A 19,547-nucleotide genomic window follows, 5' to 3' on the forward strand; every position below is an offset into this window, starting at 1 on the left:
TAAGAAACCTTTTAAGCATTCTCTACTTTCTTAAAAACATAGAAATACCCCAAGGAATTATTTTTATATTTATTTTTAAATACCTTTAATCTACCTATTAGATCTAAAAGTCTAAAAATTACGTTTATCGGCAAGTAAAATATAGGACCCAAAAAGGGTTCTATCCTGAGACTACTTAGTGTATTTCGTATAATTGATATAAAACAAAAGCCTACGTTTGCAAAATCTCCACCATATGTATCATATCTTATAAGTTCTAAATTCACTTTTTTTGCTAGCTTAATCATGGCATTTGGAGCAAATCTAAAAAAATCAAAGGGGGGATTATGTATGCTTGCATTTTGCGCTTCAAGAGCAAAATAATACCCACCATCTTTAAGCACTCTTGAAATTTCATAAAAAGTCTTCTTAATATAAAAAGAATCATCTAAAACAAAAACTGTCATAATTGCATCAAAATTATCATTCTCGCAAGGGATATTTTCAGAGCTACCTATTATATCCGGATTTGCATATTCGCATTCACACACATCAAGACCTACGTAATCAGATTTTTTTAGTAATTTCTTATATGGTTTTTTTCCGCAACCTATATCTAAAATTTTATACTTAGAATCAAAAAAAGAATCTATTGTCGCTATATATTTTATAACGTCTTTTAACAAGAATCTATATCCGGTAATCAAAGAAAAATGTCTGTCAAAATACATCTTTATGTCCCCTATATGTTCCTTCGACCAAATCATTAAAAAGCCATCTATTATTTTTCATAAAGCCTTCATAAATTTCTTTAGTTTGTATGTTTTCTAAGTACCTATGCTTCGAGATAAATGTTAGAAGCATTTTCCAATTACCTTTATATCTTATTTCAAACACTCCGTCTCCCATATCTAAAATATCGGTATTATTATAGCTCTCGTAATAATTAGCACATTCGCTAAAAGTAGCATACCAAACATCTTTATTCCTTAAATAGCCAAAGAGAAAATCTAAAGAATTTATATCATCATAAACATTTGGTGTTTGCCTCTTTCCATCTGGTCTAGCATTCATAAAATGCTCCGCTATACTAATCGCATATCTACTTTTCATCATTTTTTCTATCTTTACGATATTTAGCAAGTGTTTAATTTTACTTTTTATTGCATTTCCTCCATATATAAAAGCATCACCGCTTATATTTGACGGCATTTTTATAATTTTATTATCGCCATACTTCAAAGAAATGTTATTGGTAAAAGGCTTAAAGTCAAAGGACCACCAACGAAATTTTAAGTCAATTAGTCCTCCAACCAAATCCTCTCTGAAACTATAGCACGGAGTCCTTCCTCCCAAAATTTGGTAGCCAAATGTTTTTTTGAAAAGATCTAAATCGTTTTTTATAATATTAAAATATTCGCTCGGAGAATACTGCTCAAATTCTCTGCACCATTTTCTATCCATCAATGTAGCATTTGAATATCCATGATTATGTCCATGGTATGCTATCTCATCAGATCTACCAAGAATAGAATTTAATAGCTTTAAAAAATCATCATTATTGTATATAGATCCAGTTTTACCGTTATCTAAATATGTTGAGTGCGAATTCATTACCAAAAAATATGTAACTCTAATTTCCGGATATTTATTTAATAAATAGTTTACAAAATAATTGTATAGACCTCCATCACCTAATCCAAGATAACCGCAATCACATTGCTCTCTTAAAAAACGTGACTGACATTTTGAATTTGTAATATCGTCTATGCCGAAAATAATGGGGGAGGTTTTATCTAAAAACCATTTCGCTTTACTAATCATCTCTACTCTTTGCTTTAGCAATAAAAAATAGACCGTCATAATTTTGTCTTTTAGTGAACCGGTATACTAATATTCTTTTCAAAATTTTAATATAATCTAAAAAGGATTTTGTCTTAAAAAACATATTTTTGTTTTCTGAGTAATAATAGTCATATTTTTTCTCCACATATCCTTTTCTGTCCAATAATTGCTTTAATGTCTCAAAGCTATACCAACAAACATGCTCTTTATTTAACCATAAATTTTCGAGCTTTCCAGACTTTATTAGTCTAATACGCTCATTAGACCAAGGATTTGGCGTAGTGATGATTAATAATGATTCATCATGCATAAACCTTTTTATACCATCCAGCATTAGGCCAGGATTTTCAATATGCTCAATCAGTTCTCCACATACCACAATATCAAATTTATCTTGATATTCAAGCTTATCCAGTTGAGTAACATCTGCGTAATATGCAATATATCCGTATTTATCTTTCAAAATTTCTACATCTTCTTGCAAATAATCGAAACCGACCAAGGAGCTAGCAACTTCTGCAATTTTACTATGAAGCCAATCGTTGGATTTGATTTTTTGTTCATACAACTTATGCTGTATAAATCCTAGGTGTAAAACTTTTTTATCACAACATATTTTTATTATTTCATCTTTTCTAAAAATCACATTATCTAACATAAAACGTCCTTTACTTTATCACATAAATCATCTAAATTTCTATTTTTAAACAAAATTGTTCCCTCTGGCCTATCACATACATCACTAGCTATCGCAGGGCATTTAAAATATAAAGCCTCTCTAATGCTAAGGGCATCGCCATCGGTATTCGTAGGTCTTATCATTAAACTAGCCTTTTTAAATATAGGCCAAAGCTCTTTTTGCCCAGTCAGAAAATAAAAATTTTCCTCTAAATTTAACTCTTTTATACGCAGATGCATTTTATCTATATACTCCGTATTAACCTTTTCGTTTGCTAGTGCGAAAACAAATCCCAAATTTGGATATACGTTTTTTAGCTTAGCCGTAAGTTCTATGCACATATCAAGTCCGTATAGGTCGGTATTTTTATAAAAAGATATTTGAAATGCGTTTGCCGTTATTATTCGCGTCTTACTTTTTATAAAATCGTAAAAAGATTCTGGGTAGGTAGCTAAAATTTTATCTTCCTCCTCTAACGGCGGCGGCAAAAAAGCATGCTCGATTATAATGCTTTTTGGAATATGCAAATCTCTACTTTTGTAATCGTCTAAAATATGTTTATTAACTACCACCAAAACATCTACGTAATGAAAAAAAACCCTATAAACCAATGCCTTAAATTTAGAAGACTCTTCAAACAACCTTGGATTATGGCTAGTGGCAATTAAATCAAAATTTTTAAAAAGTCTAGCAATCATAAGCATAAAAGCTATCGTTATGCTAAACGAGTGGATATTTATAGCTCGAAATTTTGTCCTACACAATACTGCAAACAAATCGATATATTTTTTAAAACTATTTTTGGACACATCAAATACTTGCGAATTATCTAGCGACTTACTAAGCCTATAAATATAAACCGACACTCCGCCAAGAGGAGGCGGATACGGTCCGATTATTAAAACTTTATCGTATTTTTTAAGCCTATCTTGCACTAACGAACTCATATCAAAAACGAAATCTCCGTCGTCTGCACCATATCCCAAAGCTCTATCGGCCAGTTTTTTTTGCTGCCTTTTAGAGCCCCAAATAGCGCCTCGAGCTCTTCAAGCTGCCCCTTTTGGCTTACGCTCGTTGAAATTTCTTTCAAGCCCACTCCGTATCCTTTTAGGCTTTTATAATCGTCCAAAACGATGCTCTTGCCGTCGAAGTGGATCTCCATAAATTCCTTGCTTAGCTCCTTGCTGCCATTTGCGAAATACTCGATATTTGCCACCGAGCCGTCTTTATATTTTAAGACGATGGATTTATTGTCCTCGGCGCTATATTTTTCATTACTCGGCGTGATAGCTTGCGAAAATACGCTCTCTACTTCGCTACCCGTTAGCGCCGTCATCAGATCTATTATGTGGCACGCTTCGCCCACCATTCTACCGCCGTTTTCATGCACCCAGTGATCCATCGGTATGTAGCCCGCGTTCATTCTATATCTAATTATCATCGGATTTATTCTAGCGCTCGTATGCTTTTTTATCTCCTGCGCATAAGCGCTAAATCGCCTGTTAAATCCCACGAATAAAAGGGGCTTGTCGCCTTCCCCTTCGTAAAATTTCTTTATCTTTTCCAGCTCATCTTTATTCGTCGCAAGCGGCTTTTCTACAAATACGTTTTTGCCCGCTTCAAGCGCCTTTAGAGTAAGCTCCGCATGGCTATCGTGCCTTGTGGAGATGATCACCAGATCAACGTTTTTATCGTTTAAAATATCGTCTAAATTTGAAGTAGCGTAGCTTGCTCCATATTGCTGAGCCACCGCCTTTGCCTTATGTCCGCTTCGGTTCATGATCGCGTAAATTTTATATTTATCCGCAAGCTTTGAGATATTAGGCAGGTGCATCCCGGTAGCAAATCCGCCGACTCCGACGAACGCTACGTTTATCACATCCCTGTTTACTGGCGCGGAACTTATGATGATTTTTTTATCGTGATTTAGATAGCTATCAAGCTCGGCTAAATTTGCCTCGCCGTAATCAAGCAAAACCATAAGCGGCTTATTCTGCGAAGTCTGTAGCGACTCAAACGCCTCCGTTACCTGCTCGATAGGATATTTTGCGTCTATGAGCTTATCCAGCTTGATCAAATTTTCATTTACCAGCCTTAGATACTCGCTCATGTTTCGATTTTCGGTCCATCTTACGTAGCTAAACGGATAATCAAGCCCCTGCTCTTCGTAGCTCTTGTCGTAGCGACCGGGGCCATAGGATGTGGAGATGAGGAAATCAAGCTCCTTTTTATACATATCCTCTCTATTTATCTGCATGCCGGCAACGCCTACAAGCACCACTCTGCCCTTTTTCTTGCACATCTGGAAGCTTTGCGATAGCGGCTCGCTGCTGCTCGTAGCAGCGGTAAATAGCACTCCATCGGCGCCGTATCCGCCGCTCCAAGACGCAACGACGTCTAATAAATCGTCTTTTGACGGGTTTATGACGAGCTCAGCGCCGTACTGCTTAGCTATCTGCAAGCGCCTATCGTCAAAATCGCTGACAGCAACCCTCACGCCTGAAATTTTAAGCATCTGTACCGCAAGAAGCCCTAATATCCCAGCTCCCACGACTACGCAGGTCTCGCCCAGCCTCAGATCGATCCGCCTAACGCCTTGCATCGCTATGCCGCCTAGCGTCACGGTGCAAGCCCGCTCAAAGTCCATATCCTGCGGCATTTTCATAACTAAATTTTTAGGCACGTCTACGTATTCTGCGTGATTCGCAAGCCCTGCACCGGCTGCAGCGACGCGCTCACCGATTTCAAAATTTGAAACGCCCTCTCCGACCGCTATGACGACGCCGCTAAGCGAATAGCCAGTAGGATTTCCGCTATCAAGCTTACCTTTTACCTTCGCATAGACGCTGGCTATGCCGTCGGATTTCACCATATTGATGACTTTTTTTACGTTCTCCGGTTGCTCCAAAGCCCTTCTGATTAGGCTTTTACCGCTATTTGATACGCCGCTTATCTCGGTGCCCGCCGATATGCAGCTATTTACTACTTTTATAAGAACGCATCCCCTTGAAACGCTTGGAGCAGGGATCTGCTCTGCTAAAACCTTACCTTTTTTAACTATTGCTTGTATCACGTTGAAAACCCTTTTTCATTGATATAATTATCTATATAATAGATTGCGAAAATTACGCTAAACGATATAAATCCTATTAGATACTCTATAGAAGGTATAACCAAAAATCCAAAAATCGAATTAAAGCCCAGTGCGCATAAGCACGGAATAAGAAATTCTTTTTTCTTTTTATTTAGTGAGGCACAAAAACAATAAAATCCGATATTTGAAAAAATCAAAAAATATAAAAGCATAACACCGAATTTTGCCCCAAAATTTTGTATCGCAATCATCTTATGTTCTTTAATAAATTTAAATGTTTCATTTTTTAATACCTCTTCATACTCTTTTGATAAATACCCAATACTAGGATCTATCGAATAAACCTTTTGCATAGCTACCTCGTCAAGATAGCGCGGTATATACTCGTTATCCACATATCCTAAACCAACATATACAGAATGCCAAAAAGCATGTTTAGTATTTAAATTAGCATTTTGATTGAGCTCCAACAAATTATAATTAACACTTTTTTCATATATTATATGGAGAATATTGGCAAATAATAAAGTAGCAACTATAAAAAATATATAAAAATATCTTTTTGATATTTTTGAATTTATAATCAAATATACAACTATAAAAAGTATAGTTGGAACAAAAGAATAGGAGCGTATTGAATTTGATATTGCAGAAAAAGCAGATAAAATAAATAGTGCAAGTATTATACTGATTACTTTATTATTATTCATTAAATATAAAAAAATAGGGATAAAAGATGACATAAAATAAAATACTATATAAACATCACCTACTTTATAAACTAGACAAGTAAGTATTAAAGTTACTACTACCGAAATAAATTTGCTCAGTCTTTTTTTTAGAAACAAAAACCAGCCTACACAAAATATCAAAAAACCAAATCCAATAAATAAAACATGAAATACAATAATGATTTCTTCTACATTTAAGTTAAAAATTTTATACATAATCTGTGCAAAATAATATAAACCTTTATCATCCCCTCCTCGTGACAGGTTATCAAAACCATAGTTATAATATGCAATTCCTATAGACCCTGTTTTATCAACGCCATCAATTGCGCATTTTATATCGCTTATCCTTTCTCCCATAATAGTTTTAATCATTTAACATAGCCTTTTTTCTTGGATCACTATGGAAAACCCATTTTTTAGACAGCAAATATCCTATGAAGAAATATATAAAACCTCCAAATATTTGACTAATATACACATTTATATCAAGAAATCGATAAGAGAAGGACATGACAACTAGATTAGAAGCGTACGAAATCCCCATTGAAACTATAAATTTAAATATTTGTAAATTATTCTTCGTTTTATCGTTAAAACTAAAATATTTATTTAAATAGAACGATATAAATATCGAAATAAAATAGCCGATAAAATTGCTTATTTCTGCAACTACCCCAACATAGAGTAAAATAAAAATTATAACATATCCAAATACGGAGTTGATGGCGCCTACACACAAGTACTTCAATAGTGAAATATCGTAGCACATCAAATATGCTTTTTGACAGAGATATAATACTGGCCGCCTAGTGGAAGCCATTTAATAAATTTTTCCAAAAAGGAAAGGCGTTTTAAAATAGGTGGGAAAAATAGTGTATAGGCGCTTGCATTCTTTTTAAATCCGGCCTGCATAAAAATAGTTTGTAATTCCCTTTTTGATAGCAAAACTGCATCATTGTCAAATTCACACGTAGATACCATATACCTTGTAAGCGGATTATACGGATTATGCTCAAAAACTATAACATCACAATTATCGGCAGCTAATTTAAATATGTTTAATGTAATATCATTGCGCAGACTTGGTTCTATATGGTGATATACACCTGCTATAAAAATTACATCAAAACAACCATTATATCTCATTAACTTTTCTTCAGATTCTATAATTGATATCTCTTTATTATTTTGCTTGGCTATTTCCAAACTTTCTTTTGAGATATCAAATCCAAAAATAGACGATTTGCGAAATACTCTTGCTATATACGGCAAATTTCTACCTATACCACAGCCATATTCTAATATTTTTAAATTTTGATTATCTCTTTTTACTATATTACTTAATATTTTTATCTTATATTCTGCGTAATATTTTATATCACCAAAATTCTTATGTTGGTTTTGCATTATAGCATCATAGTCTTTACTGTACTCATCAAAATTAACTTTTTTCATCAATAATATCCTCTATAAAATATCGTGGTCTTCTTTTTGTTTCTTTATAGATTTTACCTATGTATTCACCAATTACACCAAGACACATAAGTTGAATTCCTCCCATAAAGTATATAGGTAAAACAGTAGAGGCCCATCCTTGCACCGTTTTATTAGCAATAACAGAATATAACACACTCCCACCCATTATCAAGCTAACAAAAAAAACGATAAAGCCTATTAGCGTTATCAATCTTAAAGGAACCACGCTAAATGAAGTTATACCGTCCCATGCAAAGGCAAACATCTTTTTTAATGTATATTTTGATTTGCCTGCATACCTGTCTTTAACATCAAAATATATATACTCTGTTTTTAATCCAATTAAAAGAACAAGCCCTCTCAAAAATAAATTGACTTCCTTAAAACTAAGCAGCATTCTAATGGCCTTACTACTAAGCAATCTATAGTCCGCATGGTTTTTAATAATATCCACCCCCATTAAATTCATTAATTTATAAAAGCCTAATGCAGTTGCTCTTTTAAAAAAAGAATCGCACATTCTATCGTTCCTGATGCCGAGTACAACATCGCATCCATTCACGTAAGAATCAGTAAAATGTATCATAGACTTTTCATCTTGTTGCAAATCTGCATCAATAGAAATTAAGCAATCACATTTATGTTCTACATATTCCATTCCCGCCAAAAGAGCATTTTGATGACCTTGATTTTTAGAAAGCCTAATCCCCTTAACAAGCGAATACTGTCTACCTACATATTTAACTATATTCCACGTATTATCTCCACTACCATCATCTATATATAAAATAAAACTATCCTTCTTAATTTTATTTTTACTAATCAAGTCTTCTAACACCACACTTAGTCTTTTTGTAGTTTCATACAAGACCTGTTCTTCATTATAACATGGAACAATAACTGCTAATTTTGGAACCTCTCTCATTTTGCAAAAACTCCGCAAAAATCCAAAACTTCTTTTTCTATTTTTAGTCCTTTAAATTCCTTATGCCCGACTAAAAATACGATAATATCCGAAATTTCAATAGCCTTTTTATAATCCACTATCTCAAAATCTTTGTGAGCCTTGATATTAGGCTCTACAGCGATCACATCGACGCCGTCTGCGATCAGGCGTCTGGTTATATTTAGCGCAGGCGACTCCCGCAAATCGTCGATGTCGGGCTTAAAAGCAAGCCCCATGCACGCGACTTTAGGCTTTCTGCCGTTTTGCAGCTCAAATTTTAAGGCGGCGTTTTTGATTTTTTCAATACACCACTCGGCTTTGTGATCATTGACCTCTCTTGCAGATTTGATCAGCCTTGCTTCGTAGCCGCCCGCGTGCACTATAAACCACGGATCGACCGCTATGCAGTGCCCGCCTACGCCGCAGCCCGGGCTTAAAATATTAACTCGCGGATGACGATTTGCTAGCGAGATAAGCTCCCAGATGTCAATGCCGAATTTATCGCATAAAATGCTAAGTTCGTTTGCAAAGGCTATGTTTACGTCGCGGAAAGAATTCTCGGTAAGCTTTGACATCTCTGCGGTTTTCGCATCGGTCTGTAAAACCTCGCCTTCTACGAATTCCCTATAAAATTCTGCTATCTTTTTAGTAGCAATCTTTGTAGTTCCGCCCACGATTCTATCGTTTTGCGTAAGCTCTTTTAAAATTTTACCTGGCAAAACTCTCTCCGGGCAATGAGCGATATAAATTTTAGAAATATCAACACCGCCATTTTTTAAAATTTCGCCTATCTTTTCGGTAGTACCTATAGGTGAAGTGGATTCTAAAACGACCATATTATCGTCTTTTACATATGGTATTATAGATTTTGCCGCACTTATGACATAATCGATATTTGGCACGTATCCGTCGCGAAAAGGGGTCGGAACAGCTATGATAAAAACGTCTGCGAAATCAGGCTTAACGTCTGCTTTGAAATTTCCGCTTTCTACTGATTTTTTTACAAGCTCCCCAAGCCTTTGCTCTACGATATGAATTTTGCCCTGATTGATCGTATCTACGACGCTCTGTACTATATCAACGCCGTGGATTTTATAACCCCTATTTGCCAAAAGCGCCGCCGTCGGTAGCCCTATATACCCAAGACCTAAGATGCAAACTTTTTTCATAATATTCCTTTTAAAAATTCCAGTATTTTTTTGCAAGCTTTACCGTCGCCATACGGACTTACACTTTTACTCATTTTATCATATTTATCTTTTAAATTTAATAATTTTTGCACCTCTTTTATTATATTTTCGCGCTTGGTGCCGATAAGCTTAACGCATCCTGCTCTTATCCCTTCAGGTCTTTCGGTAGTTTCTCTGATAACTAAAACGGGCTTGCAAAGGCTCGGCGCCTCCTCTTGGATGCCGCCGCTATCTGTTACTATCATATATGACTTGCTCATAAGATAGACGAAACTATCATACTCTAACGGATCAATTAAAAATATATTCGAAATGCCCGATAAAATTTCTCCTACAGGCTTTCTTACATTTGGATTTAAATGCACGGGGTAAACGATGTCGATATTTTCATTTTTTAGCGCTATTTCACGTAAAGCCTCACAAATATTAACAAAGCCTTCTCCGAAATTCTCTCGTCTGTGTCCTGTAACGAGAATAAATTTTCTATCACTAAGCTTATATTTGGAATTTATAAAGGATAAAATTTTATTTTTTAGCAGCTCGTCGTTTTCGATTTTATCTATCGTCCACAAAAGTGCGTCTATGACAGTGTTGCCGCTAACGATTATATTTTTTGAATCTTTGTCTTCTTTTAATAGATTATCTCTTGCGTCGGCAGTCGGCGCGAAGTGATATTTAGCGATGAGCCCCGTCATCTGCCTATTTATCTCTTCAGGAAACGGTGAATAGATATTATGCGTCCTAAGTCCAGCTTCGACATGTGCCACGTCGATCTTTTGATAATACGCCGCTAAAGAAACGGCATAAGTAGTAGTAGTATCTCCATGCACAAACACAATGTCTGGGGTATATTCGCCAAATACATCGCGCATACCAAGCAAAACGCCTGACGTAATATCGTACAGATCCTGCCCTTGCTTCATTAAATTTAGATCAAAATCGGGTTTGATCTCAAAGAATTCCAAAACCTGATCGAGCATCTGCCTGTGCTGCGCCGTAACGCAAACCTTCACTTCAAATTCCGCGTGCTTTTGAAATTCTTTTATCAACAGAGCCATCTTAATGGCTTCCGGGCGCGTTCCAAATACTATTAAAATTTTTCTTTTCGTCATAAACTTCCCTAAATATCGATTTTTTAACCAAATTTATCGCCGTAATTTTAATTAAATTTTGCTATATCGGCGCTTAACCAAATAATGTAGTACTATTTATATTGCATATAGCACTTTAAAATTTTGATATGATTTATATTTTAGCTTCTAGTAGATACGAATCCCCTAACCGTTTTTATAATATACTCTATCTTCTCATCACTCATACCGGGATATACGCCTACCCAGAAACTATCGTTCATTATCTTATCGGTATTTTTTAGCTCGCCTGAAATTTTATAATCTACCCCGCGTTTAAGATCTGCAAATAACGGGTGCTTGATCATATTGCCCGCAAATAAATTTCTTGTTTGCACGCCCACCTTCTCTAGATGCTCACTAAGCTCATTTCTACTAAATTTTACCCCGTCCGCAATCGTCATCATAAAGCCAAACCAGCTAGGCTCGGAATGCGGCTGAGTTTTAACTAAAATAAGCTCCTTTATATCTTTTAAGCCATCATAAAGCTTTTTAAAATTTTGCCTACGACGCTGCACGAAACTAGGGAATTTCTCTATCTGCGCACAACCCACGGCAGCTTGCATATCGGAGGCTTTTAAATTAAATCCGAAGTGCGAATAAACATATTTATGATCGTACCCGAGCGGCAGCTCACCGAATTTCTGCGAAAAGCGCCTGCCGCAAGTATTATCCACGCCGCTCTCGCACCAACAGTCGCGCCCCCAATCGCGCATACTTAGCATAATTTTTTTAAGCAGCGGATTGTTTGTGTATGTAGCACCCCCCTCGCCCATCGTCATATGATGGGGCGGGTAGAAGCTGCTCGTACCTATATCTCCCCATGTACCAGTAGGCTTACCATCATACAGCGAGCCCAGTGCGTCGCAGTTATCCTCGATAAGCCACAAATCGTGCTTATCGCAAAATTCCTTCACGGTTTTTATATTAAAAGGATTTCCTAGGGTGTGAGCTACCATGACGGCTTTCGTTTTTGGACTAAGCGCAAGCTCAAGCTTCGTATGGTCTATGTTAAAATACTCAAGCTCCATATCTACAAAAACTGGAACGGCACCGTATTGCACGATAGGTGCAACTGTCGTAGGAAAACCTGCCGCTACGGTTATAACTTCATCTCCCTTCTTTATGCGGCGCTCTTTTAGAAGCGGCGAGGTAAGCGCAAAAAATGCAAGCAAATTTGCGCTACTTCCGCTATTTACTAAAAACGCCCATTTTACGCCAAGCATTTTGGCAAATTCCTTTTCAAATTTTTTAGAATATGTGCCGTATGTGAGCCAGAAATCAAGCGAACTATCTACTAAATTTACCATTTCGTGCTCATCAAAGACTCTACCTGCGTAATTCACACGGCTTTTGCCGGGTTCAAATTTAGCTCTCTGCACCGGCTCATGAACCAGCCTATAATACTCTTTCGTTTTTTCTAAAATTTCTTGTTTTAATTCTTGAGGGGTCATTTCTTGCCTTTCCAAATTTCATTGATCTTTCCCAAATATGGGTCTTTTTTGATGGTATCTAAGTCTAGGCTAGTAAAATTTTGCTTAAAATATTTATGAATTTTACCGATCGCTTCCGAATGCGGCGTAAGCTTGAATTTATCTTTCATTTCGGATTTTAATAGGCTATTGTCGGAAGTGTATTCGTTATTCAGCCCTTCATTTAGCGCGATTATCTCGGATTTAAAATCGCTCGCCTCATTTACTAGCGCAGCTAGACTAAGTAGATCGATTTTTGTCCCACTGCTTGCGTTGTAAATTTTATGTTGCGCGTCATTTTCTATATAAAATTCCACTACGTTTAACAGGTCATCGACATACATGTAATCAAAAAATACGTTTTGATTGATCGTGATGGGTAGGTGCAGTAGGTTTTTTACTACGGCATTTGTAATAAATTTATAGCGGTAATTCTCCATTTCGCCGTAAATTCCAAATAAACGAAGTTGGATAATGTTATCCGCGCAATCCTCAATATAATGCGATGTGATAGCTTTGTAAAAACCGTATTCATCAAGCGGAAGCGCCTTTTTATAATCATCCTCGCGAGCATTTATTATCGGCTTGTGTTTTCCGTATTCCGCACCGCTTCCAAATGATATGATCTTTGCAACCTTATTTTTTTGCTTAGCAATATTGAAAAAAATCCGCAAATTATACTCAGTCACATTTGTCATATCCAGCGTATCTCGACCGCCGCCACGATTGGCAAGATGGACGATAGTATCGATTTTATGCGCACGGACAAAATCGTCAACTACGCTTTCGTCAGTCAAATTTAGCTCGCTACTTTTTGGAGCAAAAACGTTAAAATTTCCATTTAGCGCAAGACGCTTTTTTAGATGCGACCCGATAAAACCGCTACCGCCCGTGATGAAAAGATTCATCTGTTACTTAGCCTTTTTTCAAGCATTTCGATTCTCTTCTCATCCTCGGACTTGATTCTGTGATAATACCTACGCTTGCTCTTAAGCCAGGCTAATTCAAATTCCACACCGGCTAAAATTCCAGCCTCCATATTATTTATGGCGTCTTTATGATAGACAATCTTTCGCGTTTCGTATTTATCAAGCAGTCCTTTGGAAATGAGATATTTAATAAAATCGCACGACTTCGCGGATATGGCTCCGCCTAGACCGCATTTTAGTCCTTTGGCCCTTGCTTTAGTGTAAATATCTTCGCAATATTTTAACATCTCATCGCTATCTGCAAAATCCCTATTTTTGCCCATCGAACCAGTAAAATCGACCCTACCTATCGTTATGCCGGTTAATGTATTGATATTTTCTAAAGATAAAATATCGTCTAAATTCTCATAGCATGTTATGGTTTCTACATTAATCGCGAATTCTATATCATTACGGTTATCTTCTGCTACAAAGGTATTTATAGCGCCCACGAACTTACTAACGGCAAATTTTGTCTCCGCCATCGGAGCTACGATCCCTTTTACGCCAAGCGTGATAGCATTATACATATCGGTAACAGCTTCTACGCCACCAATCTTCATAATAATAGGCAGATCAATTTTAGAAGTAATATCCTTTAGCCTACAAAGCTCTTCTTGCCTGCTACCTTCATTCTCGTACTCTGCTTTGATCTCAAAAACACCGTATTCGTCTTTAAGTCTTTTAAGAATATCGATCATCTCGTATTCTAAAACATTCATTTTAGCTCCTTAAAATTTTATTCTTAACATCCAGCAATGTAATATTATTGCCAACTAGAATTCCTTTACAATTAAAATTCTTTGCCATAGCCATATCACTTTCTATCCTATCACCTACCACAACGATATGCTGTTTATCAAGCCCCCAATCCTTACATAAAATTTCGAGCATAAAAGGATTTGGCTTTCCTACTATATCCAGCTTAATTTCTTCATCAATACTACCAAGGATTGCACTTAGCATAGCATTGGCACCGGGTCTTAAAAGACCATTTTCTACCGGGAAATTTTTATCTGTATTTGCCACTATTATTCTACGAGATTTTTGTAATGCAATAAGAGCTCTTGATAAAATTTCATAGTTAAAATTTAAATCAAGCCCAATTACCACGGCTTCACAACTATACTCATCCTCGACATTTATATCTGCATTCGTTAATTCACTTTTAAAACCACGACTACCAACTAAAAATATATTTCTTAGATCATTTCTTTGCAAAAATATAGCACTAGCATAAGCTGAGGTATATATTTTATCTACAGTAGTTCTTATACCCATATGAATTAATTTATCTAAAATTTCAACTCTTGTTTTAGTTGAATTATTAGTAAAAAATAAGACATTATAACCATTGGATTGAAGCTCATCTATAGTTTGCAAAGCAAAATCGGCAATTTTACTCCCAAAATAAATAGTCCCGTCTAAGTCAAAAACTACAGCTTTATTCATCTACCGGCTTAATTATCATATTTTTATAAAATTCTTCTCGCGGCAAGAACGGAAACATATCCTCAAGTGGCTTTGAAACCATTTTGCCGTCAGGCTTTATCTTAGACGATAATTTTGGCTCCATTTTTTCAATAGGTGAAAGCATTATTTCGCAAACTACCGTACCTGGTTTGGATAGAATTTCCTCCAACTCCCCTTTTAAATTTAGCTGATTTTCTATCCTGCAGGCTTCAAAGCCATAAACCTCTGCTAATTTTACGATATTAGGAAAGCTGACGCCGCTATCTTTATCTGAGCCTACCTTGTGCCCTTTAAAAAAGTTGTTTTGAGTATTTCTGATAGAAATATAGCCTGCATTATTCAGAACAAAGATTTTGATCGGAAGCTTATTATGAATTATTGTCTGAAGCTCTTGAATATTCATCTGCAAGCTACCTTCACCCGTAACGCAAATCGTATTTTTTTTGCCATTTGCGAAGCAGGCACCGATTGCGGCAGGCAGATCGTATCCCATAGAAGCACAACCCGAATTTACTACCACCTTTTGATTCTCATATAAGCGCAAGCTCTGATAAGATGAAACACATGCCGTACCGTTACCGAATACATAAACTAAATCTCGTTTATGATTAGATAGCACATCGAAGAAATTATATGAATCAACCCACTCTTTTACATTTTGTCTAAAAGGCTCAATCGTAGGATAATTTTTTCTGTAATTTTTGCAAATTTCAAGCCAAAATCCAAAATCCAGCTCGTCTTTCAACGCAGATCGCAAATCCGATATAAAAACCTTCGCATCGGATTTTATCTTAATATCTGCGGCAATAGTTTTTTTGTTTAGTTCGTTTTGGTCGATATCAACTAAAATTTTTTTGGCTTCTCTGCCGAAGAATTCCCAGTTATAGCTGACTGCACGGATATTTAATCTAGCACCTATAGCAATGATGAGATCGGAATTTTGTACGACAAAATTTGCCGCTCTATTGCCAATAGTGCCATATCTACCGAAAAACAGCTCATAGTCATTTCTAACGATATCGTATCTAGCGAAAGTACCGATAACGGGGATTTTTAAAATTTCGATTAGTTTTAGAAATTCTTCGTTAGCGCCGGCAAGCGTTACGCCGTTACCTACAATGATAGCGGGGCGTTTAGCAGCTTTTAACGCATCTAAAACCTGCGGGATTTTTGTGTCAAACTTCGGCGCTTCGGGGATTTCAAATTCTATCAGATCTGCTTCGTCCACCATCGCGCCTTGTATGTCTAGCGGCACATCCAGCCATACGGGTCCGGGTCTGCCGTGCTTAGCCTCATAAATAGCTTTTTGCAGATGAAATTTTATGCTATTTTTATCCGTTATCATTACGGCGTATTTTGTGATAGGTCTTACGATGTCAACGATATTAACCTCTTGATCGCCGAGCTGACGTAAATTTAACTCGGGTTGCGAAGCAATGGTCGTCTGAAATTTCACTTGCCCCGATATGATCATCGTAGGGATCGAATCCACCCAGGCACCGTAAACGCCGGTAATCGCATTCGTTCCGCCGGGGCCTGTGGTAACATACGCGATACCAATCTTATTTGAGACGCGCGCATATCCCTCTGCGGCTATCGCGCAAGCTTGTTCGTGATGGTTACAGACATACTCTAAATTTTCATTTTTGCCAAGCGAATCTATCAGGTGCATATTGCCGCCGCCTGAGACCATAAATACGGTCTTTGCAGTATCTTCGTGTTCGGCTATAAATTTTGCTATAAAATCGCTAACTTTTATCATCGCATCATCTCTTTTACGTAGTCGTTTAAATTTTGTTCGGTATCGATCGCGCCGTTTTCGTAGAAATTTTTATACCATTTTACAGTTTTTTCAAATGCCGTTTCACTATCCCAAACTGGCTTCCAACCAAGCAGCGCATGTGCTTTAGAGCAATCAAGCTTCAACAAATTTGCCTCATGCGGCTGGTTTATGTCGGAGCCGATTTTAAATTCTGTCTTATCCCAATATCGCTTGGCACTCTTTAGTACATCAAGCACCCTAATCGCACCATCATCGCTAGGTCCGAAATTCCATGCACCGCCGAATTCCTTTCGCCCTTCAAGCAACTTTTGCCCTACGAGCAAATATCCGCTAAGCGGCTCGAGTACGTGCTGCCAAGGACGCGTCGCATGCGGATTGCGGATCGTTACCGCTTCATTTTTAGCTGCTGCGCGCATAACGTCGCAAATCAATCTATCTTGCGCCCAGTCTCCGCCGCCTATTACGTTACCTGCGCGACACGTGGCAAGCAGCGTTTGATGCTTTGTGCCGTAATCTTTTTCGTTAAAAAACGAATTTCGATATGAACTAGCCAGAAGATCCGCGCAGCCTTTCGACGAGCTATATGGATCATATCCGCCCATAGGATCGTTCTCACGATAACCCCAAACCCACTCTTTATTTTCATAAGCCTTATCGCTGGTGATATTCACGATCGCGCGAACGCCCGCCTTTCTGCAGGCTTCAAAGACTTTTAATGTGCCTATGACATTGGTTTCGTAGGTTGTTATCGGATCGGCATAAGATGGACGTACGAGCGCCTGAGCGGCAAAGTGAAATACAATGTCGGGTTTATAAGTCGTAAACGCCTCGTCTAATTTAGCAAGATCTCGTATGTCGGCGATTACCTGGATGATATTTAAATTTAAAAGTCCTATATGATTTGGCTCTGTAGGCGCCGGAAGCGAATACCCTATCACTTTTGCACCCAAGCGCTCCAGCCATAAGCTAAGCCATGAGCCCTTAAAACCGGTATGCCCGGTAAGCAAAACTGTTTTGCCATTATAAATTCCGGAGTATAGATCCTGCATATCTTGCATTGCTACCACTTTTTCCACGGAGCGTTGCCGCTATCCCAAATTTTGTTTAACTCGAGCTTATCTCTAAGCGTATCCATCGGCTTCCAAAAGCCGCTATGTTTATATGCTAAAATTTCGCCGTCGTGGGCCAAATTCATAAGCGGCTCTTGCTCAAATATTGTCGCATCTCCATTCGCAATATAGTCAAAAACCTTGGGCTCACATACAAAGAAACCCGCATTGATCCAATTGCCGTCTCCTTTTGGTTTTTCCTTAAACTCATGCACGCGACTTTCGTCATCTATATTTAGCGCTCCAAAGCGACCTTCCGGCTGAACGGAAGTCATAGTAAGCGATTTGCCGTGAGACTTATGAAATTTTACAAGCTCGTGGATATCTATATCACTAACGCCATCTCCATAAGTAAGCAAAAACGGCTCGTCTCCCACTATGCTCTGAGCCCGCTTAATACGACCGCCAGTCATAGTGTTTAGCCCGGTATTTAACAGCGTAACGCTCCAAGGCTCACTAAAATTGCTCAAAACCTCCATTTTGCCATTTTTCAAATCTATAGTCATATCGCTTTGATGCAAAAAATAATTGGCAAAATATTCTTTGATATAGTAGCCTTTATAGCCAAGTAGAATGACGAATTCGTTAAATCCGTACAAACTATAAATTTTCATAATATGCCATAAAATCGGTTTTTCGCCGATCTCTACCATTGGCTTTGGCCTAATGCTCGTCTCTTCGGCAAGCCTAGTACCGAAACCTCCTGCTAGTATTAAAACTTTCATTAAAGCTCCCTTTAATCAAAATTTATTCTTTCTTTTTCAAATACCAATGGGCGATTTAACACTTGTGTATAAATTGCACCGATATATTCGCCTATTATACCGATAAAAAACAAAATTCCAGATGAAACGAATGAAAAAAGTATGATAAGAGGCGCGATGCCCACGCTCATCTCGTCCCAATAAATTAGCTTAAGTATAAAATACACAAGTCCTACTATTATACTTAAAATACCCATTATCATGCCTATAAAAGTCGCGAGCCTAAGTGGCACTTTAGAATTGCAGATTATACCGAGTATCCCCATATCATAAAGCGTGTAGAAGTTATTTTTGGTAACTCCTTTAATTCTTACCGGTTGATCGTAAGGAATTTTGGCTACCTTATAGCCTGCCTCCGCGAGCATTCCGCGAAAAAACGGATATGGATCATGCATCTGCCTAAGAGCCGTTATTACTTTTTTATCAAAAAGCCCAAAACCGGTAAAATTCTTAAAAATCTCGATCTCAGATAGTTTTGATAAGAGCTCGTAATAACACTCTCTGATTTTAAACATCACGCCGCGCTCCTCGCTATCTCGCTTAATAGCCAAAACCAAGTCGTTGCCCTCTTGCCATTTTTCTATAAACTGCGCAATCATCTCGGGCGGATCTTGCAAATCGGCTACGATAGAGATAACAGCATCTCCGTCTGCACCCAAAAGCGCATAGGTTGGCGATTTGATATGCCCGAAGTTTCTGGAATTTACGATGATCTTTAAATTTTTATCATCCTTTGCTAGGCGTTTTAAAATTTCAACCGTCCTATCGGTCGAAGCATTATCAATAAATATATGCTCGTAGGCGTACTCCGAAAATCCTTCCATAACTTTTTTTACGCGCGCATAGACTTCCTCTACATTCTCCTCCTCGTTAAAGCAGGCAGTAACTATACTGATCTTTTTCAT

Annotated in this window: 19 protein-coding genes; all 19 read right to left on the reverse strand. The window is 37.4% G+C overall.

Going from position 1 to position 19,547, the window contains the following annotated elements; translation table 11 throughout:
- Window positions 1-11 precede the first annotated feature (11 nt).
- Window positions 12-710 (reverse strand): class I SAM-dependent methyltransferase, encoded by a 699-nt coding sequence (locus Q0135_RS07310; protein WP_297989518.1) that lies wholly within the window; start codon window positions 708-710, stop codon window positions 12-14.
- The gene (locus Q0135_RS07315) at window positions 700-1,803 is read right to left on the reverse strand and encodes a hypothetical protein (protein ID WP_297989520.1); all 1,104 of its coding nucleotides are present in this window, start codon (window positions 1,801-1,803) and stop codon (window positions 700-702) included. The genes Q0135_RS07310 and Q0135_RS07315 overlap by 11 nt, the downstream gene beginning before the upstream one ends.
- Entirely contained in the window at window positions 1,796-2,482 is a 687-nt protein-coding gene (locus Q0135_RS07320; protein WP_297989521.1) for a methyltransferase domain-containing protein, read from the reverse strand. The genes Q0135_RS07315 and Q0135_RS07320 overlap by 8 nt, the downstream gene beginning before the upstream one ends.
- Window positions 2,476-3,450, reverse strand: coding sequence for a glycosyltransferase (locus Q0135_RS07325; protein WP_297989523.1), 975 nt, complete (start codon window positions 3,448-3,450; stop codon window positions 2,476-2,478). The genes Q0135_RS07320 and Q0135_RS07325 overlap by 7 nt, the downstream gene beginning before the upstream one ends.
- Window positions 3,447-5,576 (reverse strand): bi-domain-containing oxidoreductase, encoded by a 2,130-nt coding sequence (locus Q0135_RS07330; protein WP_297989530.1) that lies wholly within the window; start codon window positions 5,574-5,576, stop codon window positions 3,447-3,449. Before Q0135_RS07330 ends, Q0135_RS07325 begins: the two co-directional genes overlap by 4 nt.
- Complete coding sequence (locus Q0135_RS07335; RefSeq protein WP_297989531.1) at window positions 5,573-6,703, reverse strand: hypothetical protein; 1,131 nt, start codon at window positions 6,701-6,703, stop codon at window positions 5,573-5,575. Before Q0135_RS07335 ends, Q0135_RS07330 begins: the two co-directional genes overlap by 4 nt.
- A complete protein-coding gene (locus Q0135_RS11430) occupies window positions 6,696-7,151 on the reverse strand; it encodes a GtrA family protein (RefSeq protein ID WP_367272148.1) in 456 nt (151 codons plus the stop codon). The genes Q0135_RS07335 and Q0135_RS11430 overlap by 8 nt, the downstream gene beginning before the upstream one ends.
- Window positions 7,100-7,786: a class I SAM-dependent methyltransferase gene (locus Q0135_RS07340; protein ID WP_297989532.1), complete on the reverse strand. Its 687-nt coding sequence runs from the start codon at window positions 7,784-7,786 to the stop codon at window positions 7,100-7,102. The genes Q0135_RS11430 and Q0135_RS07340 overlap by 52 nt, the downstream gene beginning before the upstream one ends.
- Window positions 7,773-8,732, reverse strand: a complete 960-nt coding sequence (locus Q0135_RS07345; protein ID WP_297989533.1) for a glycosyltransferase family 2 protein — start codon at window positions 8,730-8,732, stop codon at window positions 7,773-7,775. The genes Q0135_RS07340 and Q0135_RS07345 overlap by 14 nt, the downstream gene beginning before the upstream one ends.
- Window positions 8,729-9,922 carry a UDP-N-acetyl-D-mannosamine dehydrogenase gene (gene wecC / locus Q0135_RS07350; RefSeq protein ID WP_297989534.1) on the reverse strand — a complete coding sequence of 398 codons (1,194 nt, stop codon included), beginning with the start codon at window positions 9,920-9,922 and terminating at the stop codon, window positions 8,729-8,731. The genes Q0135_RS07345 and wecC overlap by 4 nt, the downstream gene beginning before the upstream one ends.
- The gene (gene wecB, locus Q0135_RS07355; RefSeq protein ID WP_297989535.1) at window positions 9,919-11,055 is read right to left on the reverse strand and encodes a non-hydrolyzing UDP-N-acetylglucosamine 2-epimerase; all 1,137 of its coding nucleotides are present in this window, start codon (window positions 11,053-11,055) and stop codon (window positions 9,919-9,921) included. Before wecB ends, wecC begins: the two co-directional genes overlap by 4 nt.
- Before the next feature lie 140 nt (window positions 11,056-11,195).
- The gene (rfbH, locus tag Q0135_RS07360; RefSeq protein ID WP_297989536.1) at window positions 11,196-12,527 is read right to left on the reverse strand and encodes a lipopolysaccharide biosynthesis protein RfbH; all 1,332 of its coding nucleotides are present in this window, start codon (window positions 12,525-12,527) and stop codon (window positions 11,196-11,198) included.
- A complete protein-coding gene (locus Q0135_RS07365) occupies window positions 12,524-13,453 on the reverse strand; it encodes an NAD(P)-dependent oxidoreductase (RefSeq protein ID WP_297989537.1) in 930 nt (309 codons plus the stop codon). The genes rfbH and Q0135_RS07365 overlap by 4 nt, the downstream gene beginning before the upstream one ends.
- Window positions 13,450-14,235, reverse strand: coding sequence for an aldolase/citrate lyase family protein (locus tag Q0135_RS07370; protein WP_297989538.1), 786 nt, complete (start codon window positions 14,233-14,235; stop codon window positions 13,450-13,452). The genes Q0135_RS07365 and Q0135_RS07370 overlap by 4 nt, the downstream gene beginning before the upstream one ends.
- A 1-nt stretch (window position 14,236) precedes the next feature.
- The gene (locus tag Q0135_RS07375) at window positions 14,237-14,965 is read right to left on the reverse strand and encodes an HAD-IIA family hydrolase (protein WP_297989539.1); all 729 of its coding nucleotides are present in this window, start codon (window positions 14,963-14,965) and stop codon (window positions 14,237-14,239) included.
- Complete coding sequence (locus Q0135_RS07380; protein ID WP_297989540.1) at window positions 14,958-16,748, reverse strand: thiamine pyrophosphate-binding protein; 1,791 nt, start codon at window positions 16,746-16,748, stop codon at window positions 14,958-14,960. Before Q0135_RS07380 ends, Q0135_RS07375 begins: the two co-directional genes overlap by 8 nt.
- A complete protein-coding gene (rfbG, locus tag Q0135_RS07385) occupies window positions 16,745-17,818 on the reverse strand; it encodes a CDP-glucose 4,6-dehydratase (protein ID WP_297964264.1) in 1,074 nt (357 codons plus the stop codon). The genes Q0135_RS07380 and rfbG overlap by 4 nt, the downstream gene beginning before the upstream one ends.
- 11 nt (window positions 17,819-17,829) lie before the next feature.
- A complete protein-coding gene (gene rfbF, locus Q0135_RS07390) occupies window positions 17,830-18,603 on the reverse strand; it encodes a glucose-1-phosphate cytidylyltransferase (protein ID WP_297964260.1) in 774 nt (257 codons plus the stop codon).
- An 11-nt stretch (window positions 18,604-18,614) separates the two neighbouring features.
- Window positions 18,615-19,547, reverse strand: a complete 933-nt coding sequence (locus tag Q0135_RS07395; protein ID WP_297964258.1) for a glycosyltransferase family 2 protein — start codon at window positions 19,545-19,547, stop codon at window positions 18,615-18,617.

The sequence above is a fragment of the uncultured Campylobacter sp. genome (assembly GCF_937981295.1).
Lineage (GTDB): Bacteria > Campylobacterota > Campylobacteria > Campylobacterales > Campylobacteraceae > Campylobacter_B.

What these genes read in the sequence shown, in the direction of transcription:
- Q0135_RS07380 (WP_297989540.1), bottom strand. Translation starts at nt 16,748, where the DNA reads ATGATAAAAGTTAGCGATTTTATAGCAAAATTTATAGCCGAACACGAA.
- rfbF (WP_297964260.1), bottom strand. Translation starts at nt 18,603, where the DNA reads ATGAAAGTTTTAATACTAGCAGGAGGTTTCGGTACTAGGCTTGCCGAA.
- Q0135_RS07365 (WP_297989537.1), bottom strand. Translation starts at nt 13,453, where the DNA reads ATGAATCTTTTCATCACGGGCGGTAGCGGTTTTATCGGGTCGCATCTA.
- Q0135_RS07335 (WP_297989531.1), bottom strand. Translation starts at nt 6,703, where the DNA reads ATGATTAAAACTATTATGGGAGAAAGGATAAGCGATATAAAATGCGCA.
- Q0135_RS07310 (WP_297989518.1), bottom strand. Translation starts at nt 710, where the DNA reads ATGTATTTTGACAGACATTTTTCTTTGATTACCGGATATAGATTCTTG.
- Q0135_RS07345 (WP_297989533.1), bottom strand. Translation starts at nt 8,732, where the DNA reads ATGAGAGAGGTTCCAAAATTAGCAGTTATTGTTCCATGTTATAATGAA.
- Q0135_RS07370 (WP_297989538.1), bottom strand. Translation starts at nt 14,235, where the DNA reads ATGAATGTTTTAGAATACGAGATGATCGATATTCTTAAAAGACTTAAA.
- Q0135_RS07315 (WP_297989520.1), bottom strand. Translation starts at nt 1,803, where the DNA reads ATGATTAGTAAAGCGAAATGGTTTTTAGATAAAACCTCCCCCATTATT.
- Q0135_RS07375 (WP_297989539.1), bottom strand. Translation starts at nt 14,965, where the DNA reads ATGAATAAAGCTGTAGTTTTTGACTTAGACGGGACTATTTATTTTGGG.
- Q0135_RS07320 (WP_297989521.1), bottom strand. Translation starts at nt 2,482, where the DNA reads ATGTTAGATAATGTGATTTTTAGAAAAGATGAAATAATAAAAATATGT.
- wecB (WP_297989535.1), bottom strand. Translation starts at nt 11,055, where the DNA reads ATGACGAAAAGAAAAATTTTAATAGTATTTGGAACGCGCCCGGAAGCC.
- Q0135_RS07340 (WP_297989532.1), bottom strand. Translation starts at nt 7,786, where the DNA reads ATGAAAAAAGTTAATTTTGATGAGTACAGTAAAGACTATGATGCTATA.
- Q0135_RS07395 (WP_297964258.1), bottom strand. Translation starts at nt 19,547, where the DNA reads ATGAAAAAGATCAGTATAGTTACTGCCTGCTTTAACGAGGAGGAGAAT.
- wecC (WP_297989534.1), bottom strand. Translation starts at nt 9,922, where the DNA reads ATGAAAAAAGTTTGCATCTTAGGTCTTGGGTATATAGGGCTACCGACG.
- Q0135_RS07325 (WP_297989523.1), bottom strand. Translation starts at nt 3,450, where the DNA reads ATGAGTTCGTTAGTGCAAGATAGGCTTAAAAAATACGATAAAGTTTTA.
- rfbH (WP_297989536.1), bottom strand. Translation starts at nt 12,527, where the DNA reads ATGACCCCTCAAGAATTAAAACAAGAAATTTTAGAAAAAACGAAAGAG.
- Q0135_RS11430 (WP_367272148.1), bottom strand. Translation starts at nt 7,151, where the DNA reads ATGGCTTCCACTAGGCGGCCAGTATTATATCTCTGTCAAAAAGCATAT.
- rfbG (WP_297964264.1), bottom strand. Translation starts at nt 17,818, where the DNA reads ATGCAGGATCTATACTCCGGAATTTATAATGGCAAAACAGTTTTGCTT.